Genomic DNA, 3327 nt, shown 5'->3' with positions numbered 1-3327 from the left:
ACCCAGTGCGCGGGCAGCAGCGCCTGCACGGCCGAACCGAGCAGCAGGCCGAGCACCATCGCCTGCCAGATCGCCTTGCCGTACGCCCACGCGTAGTCGAGCGCGGCCTTCAGCGACGGCTCGGGCGCGGCCGCCGACGTGCCCATCAGGATCGACTGGCCGATCGAATGATGCTCGGCGGCAACGAACGCCTTGTTGTAGTACGGAAACCATTTCACATAGAACAGGCCTGCGACCGCGATCAGCAGGAAGGTCATCCAGCCGAGAGCCGGACTGGGTTGGGTGCGTGTGGTCGTCATCGTGTGGTCGTCGATTGGTTTTGGTCGGATTCGGATGTCGCGCCTGCGGCAAGCGCGGCCGATGCGGGCAACCCGGCTTGCGCGAGTTCGGCCAGCAGCGCACGCGCCTGATCGCGCCCGTCGGCGGCGTTGGGCCGGAACGTGAACGTCAGCGCCCGGTTCGGCTTGTTGTACGTCGCGCGGTAGGTCCGTGCGTAGGCAGGATCGTAATGCTTGTCGATCAGCTCGGTGAACAGTTCGGCCCGCGCGTCCACATCGATCAGCGCCTGCCAGTGCGTGACCTGTTCGCGGCTATGCAGGCCGATCAGCCGATGGAGTTGCGCCTTGAACGCTTCCGGTTCGTCGAACAGGTGCGCGTAGTCGTCGAGGAGGAATGCGATGCGCTCGTCGTGCGCCGCGTCGACATGCACCCACGGACCCGCGTGAAACGCTTCGATCAACGCGATCGGCAACTGCACGAGCCCGATTCGACGGCTTTCCGATTCGACGAACACCGGCCATTCGGGGTCGAAACGTCCAAGCGTTTCGACGAGCCCTGAATCGAACCCCTTCTGTGCCGGCTGCGGCTTGCCCGGCAGCGCGCCGAGCAGCGAGCCGCGATGGCACGCGAGCGCCTCGAGATCGAGCGTCTGCGCGCCCACGTCGCGCAGTGCGTTCAGCAGGCGCGTCTTGCCGCAGCCCGTATGGCCGACGAGCGCGATGTAGCGAAAACGTGTCGGCAGCGACGCGAGCGTCGCACACACCGACTGGCGGTACGCCTTGTAGCCGCCTTCGAGCTGGCGCGCCTTCCAGCCGATCAGGTTGAACCAGGTCGTCATCGAGCCCGAGCGCTTGCCGCCGCGCCAGCAGTAAATCAGCGGCCGCCAGTTGCGCGGCCGGTCGGCGAACGTCGTGTCGAGATGGCGCGCGATGTTGCGCGCGACGATCGCCGCGCCGACACGGGTCGCCTCGTAGGGCGACACCTGCCGGTACATCGTACCGATGAGCACGCGCTCCTCGTTGCTGAGCACGGGCGCGTTCAGTGCGCCGGGAATATGATCCTCGGCGAACTCGAGCGGCGTGCGCACGTCGATGATCTCGTCGAACTCACCGGCGTGATCGAGGGTGACAAGCAGGTTCTTCAATTTGGCGTCGAACAGGGGCGATGCGGCTCGATGAGCCGCATGGGCACGGAAGGCGGATTGACGATTATCTCACGGGCCGGCGTCTCGGGCCGCGCGCGGCTGCCGGCGGCAACGATGCGGCCTGCATCGCATCGATCAGATGGTCGCGGAACGCGCGGACCGATGCGGGCAGATCGCGCCCCGCCATCGTCTGCACCTGGATGCTGCGCTCGCGCAGTTGCGGGTTCGTCACGGGCACGACGACGAAGCCGTCCGCGGCGCAGCGGTCGCGCACCGACAGCAGCCCGGTGAACATCACCGCGCCCGTGCGCCGCGCGTAGCCGTACATCGCCGCCGTGTTGTTGCTCGTCAGTTCGGGCTCGAGCAGCAGCCCGTCGAGCGCGCACGCGATGTCGATCAACTGGCGCACCGTCGTGCCGGCCTCGGGCAACACGTGCGAGTGACGCGCGACATCGGCGAGCGACACCGCTTCACGCGTCGCGAGCGGATGGTCGTGCCGCACCAGTGCGAAGATCGGCGCGCGCTCGGTATGCTCGACGCGCACGCCCTTCTCCGGCGCGAGGCTGAAGCTCAACGCGATGTCCACGTCGCCGTCACGCACGCGCCGCGTCGCGTCCGCCGGCGACACCACCCACACGGAGAAATCCACACCCGGATGGCGCGCCTTGAAGCTGGCGAGCGTGCCGGGCAGGAAATCGATCGCGAACCCTTCCGAGCATGCGATCTTCAGCAGGCTGCCGTGCAGCGCGTCGAGCCCGCCGATGTCCTTCATCACGTGCTCGGCCTCCAGCAGGCTGCGCTGCGCGAACGCCAGGAGCCGCTCGCCGGCCTCCGACAGCGCCATCCCGCGCGGCCGGCGCTCGAACAGCGGCGCACCGAGCTCGCTCTCGAGTTTCGCGATCTGGCGGCTGATCGCCGATACGGCCACGTGCAGCCGCGCGGACGCGTCGCTGATCGAGCCGGTGCGCGCCACTTCGACGAAATACCGCAACGCCAGGCCATGCAGGAAAGCCGCCATCGTTCTGTCTCCGCCCGGCTGCCGGCCGCGCTGCTTTGCCTTTTCGGCAAAGAAAGGTTCGAAATTCGATCATTGTGACAAAAAAAACGGCTTTCTAGAATCGATCGCACTTCACGCTGCATGCTCGATCCGGCGCGTGCAGCGAACCCGACAGAGGAGACACGACTTGAGCCGTACCGCCGCCATCCAGCACGCGCTGAACCAGTTCGAATCCGGTGCGTTCTTCACGACCCTGAGCCGCCGCGTCGGCCTGCGCACCGAAAGCCAGGAAAGCGGCAACGAAGCCGCGCTGCGCGCCTACCTGACCGACGAGATCGCCCCCGAGGCCGCGCGCCTCGGCTTCACGTCGCGGATCGTCGACAATCCCGTCGACGGCGGCGGCCCGTTCCTGCTCGCCTCGCGCCACGAAGACGACGCGCTGCCGACGGTGCTGATCTACGGCCACGGCGACGTCGTGCGCGGCTACGACGCGCAGTGGCGCGCGCCGCTGTCCCCATGGACGCTGACGGCCGACGGCGACCGCTGGTACGGCCGCGGCAGCGCCGACAACAAGGGCCAGCACACGATCAACCTGGCGGCGCTGGCGAGCGTGCTCGACGCACGCGGCGGCCGGCTTGGCTTCAACGCGAAGCTGCTGATCGAGATGGGCGAGGAAACGGGCTCGCCGGGCCTCGACGCGCTGTGCCGCCAGGAGCGCGACGCGCTCGCGGCCGACGTGCTGATCGCGTCCGACGGCCCGCGCATCGCCGCCGCGCGCCCCACGGTGTTCCTCGGCTCGCGTGGCTCGGTCAATTTCAAGCTGAGCCTGCGCGCCCGCGACGGCGCGCATCACTCCGGCAACTGGGGCGGGCTGCTGCGCAATCCGGCGATCGTGCTCGCGCATGCA

General features: G+C 68.2%; 3 protein-coding genes and 1 pseudogene. 1 reads left to right on the top strand and 3 read right to left on the bottom strand.

Features of this window, described 5'->3' with window-relative positions; translation table 11 throughout:
* The 3 genes and pseudogenes from G3O06_RS47295 to G3O06_RS47285 all read right to left on the bottom strand — a co-directional run.
* Positions 1–299, bottom strand: a pseudogene (locus G3O06_RS47295) (permease); the annotation flags it as partial.
* Positions 296–1423 carry a tRNA 2-selenouridine(34) synthase MnmH gene (gene mnmH, locus G3O06_RS47290; RefSeq protein WP_205820191.1) on the bottom strand — a complete coding sequence of 376 codons (1128 nt, stop codon included), beginning with the start codon at positions 1421–1423 and terminating at the stop codon, positions 296–298. The gene mnmH and the pseudogene G3O06_RS47295, both read right to left, overlap by 4 nt.
* Positions 1424–1487: 64 nt before the next feature.
* Positions 1488–2441 carry a LysR substrate-binding domain-containing protein gene (locus tag G3O06_RS47285; protein ID WP_205820190.1) on the bottom strand — a complete coding sequence of 318 codons (954 nt, stop codon included), beginning with the start codon at positions 2439–2441 and terminating at the stop codon, positions 1488–1490.
* Positions 2442–2607: 166 nt separating this feature from the next.
* Here G3O06_RS47285 and G3O06_RS47280 point away from each other — a divergent pair.
* Positions 2608–3327: M20/M25/M40 family metallo-hydrolase (locus G3O06_RS47280; protein ID WP_205820188.1), on the top strand; the 720-nt coding region annotated here is incomplete at its 3' end.

This window comes from Burkholderia sp. Ac-20345, from assembly GCF_017104825.1.
Classification (GTDB): Bacteria; Pseudomonadota; Gammaproteobacteria; order Burkholderiales; family Burkholderiaceae; genus Burkholderia; species Burkholderia lata_B.
This window is presented reverse-complemented; position numbering and strand designations above follow the sequence as displayed.